This window comes from Pseudomonas emilianonis (assembly GCF_023072625.1).
Lineage (GTDB): Bacteria > Pseudomonadota > Gammaproteobacteria > Pseudomonadales > Pseudomonadaceae > Aquipseudomonas > Aquipseudomonas paraveronii.
This window is the reverse complement of sequence record NZ_JAKNRV010000662.1, coordinates 1-1,339: the sequence shown is the minus strand read 5'-3', so window position 1 is coordinate 1,339 and position 1,339 is coordinate 1. Positions and strand designations below refer to the sequence as shown.

At 59.9% G+C, this 1,339-nt stretch carries 1 protein-coding gene; it reads right to left on the bottom strand.

What is annotated here, in order from left to right:
- Positions 1-256: 256 nt before the first annotated feature.
- Positions 257-1,339 (bottom strand): putative bifunctional diguanylate cyclase/phosphodiesterase (locus tag L9Z73_RS30645; protein ID WP_247408703.1); only part of this gene is annotated, 1,083 nt, incomplete at its 5' end.

Here is a 1,339-nt window from a genome sequence, read left to right as displayed (position 1 = left end):
TGGAACGGCAGTGCTGGTGGCCGGGGTCGGCGCCTGGGGCGCGGCGGCCTTGTCTTTACCTTCGCCGCAACCGGCGAGAGAAATGGCAATGGCCAACAGACTGGCGGTGGCCAGGGGCATACGAATCATGGTGAACATCCTGCTTCGGTTGTTGATGGGGCGCATGGGCGCGCGCAAAACTGCAACATAATGCGAAGGATTTGCATTCTGTGTAAAGGGGTAATGCGCGGTAAATATGAAGTCTCGTTTTATCGTTTCAGAGAATTGCCGCGTTATTGCGCTCGGCCTGCTTCAAATACGCCACCAATTCCCGAGCCGGCAACGGTTTGCTGTAGTGGTAGCCCTGACCCTCGTGGCATCCCTCGGAGATGATGTAAGCCTCCTGTTCTGCGGTTTCCACACCTTCGGCGATCACCTGCATGCCCAGGCTTTTACCCAATTGGATAATCGCCCGCACGATGGTGGCGTCGTCGTCATCATCGAGCAGGTCTTGTACGAAGCTCTTGTCGATCTTGATCTTGTCCAGCGGCAGGCTTTTCAGATAGCTCAACGATGAATAGCCGGTGCCGAAGTCATCGATGGCGATCAGCGCCCCGGAGCGGCGCAGGCTCAGCAGGTGTTGCGCGGCGGTGCTGATGTCTTCCATCAGGCCGGTCTCGGTCACTTCCAGTTCCAGGCTGCGCGGCGGCAAGCGATAGATCTGCATCAGGTTATTCACCACCCGCGGCAATTCGGTGTGGTGCAGTTGCACGGTGGACAGGTTGACGGCCATGCGCAAGTCGGTGAAGCCCTGGTCATGCCATTCGCGCAATTGGCGGCAGGCCTGGTCGAGCACCCATTCACCAATCGCAATGATGGTGCCGTTCTGCTCGGCCAGGGGGATAAACAAGTCCGGCGGTACCAGGCCGTGTTCCGGGTGCTGCCAACGAATCAGCGCCTCGACGCCGACCACGCGGTGGTCGCGGTAGCTGATCTGCGGCTGGTACACCAGGTAGAACTGGTTGCGGCTCAAGGCGTCGCGCAGGTCTTTTTCCAGTTCGCGGCGTCGGCGCATTTCGCTGTCGACGCTGGCGATATAGAACTGGTAGCGGTTTCGCGAGCGGCTCTTGGCCAACGTCATGGTCTGTTCGGCTTTTTGCAGCAGTTTTTCGGTGCTGTCGCCGTCTTCCGGGAACAAGGTAATGCCGATGGTGGCGCGCAGGCGAATCTGTTCACTGTCGAGGGCAAACTCGGCTTCCAGGTCATCGAGGATGCTTTGCGCCAGCTCGGCGGCTTCGTAGGGCTGGTCGATGTCGGCCTGCACCAGGGCGAATTGGTCGCCGCCGAGGCGGGCGAGGGC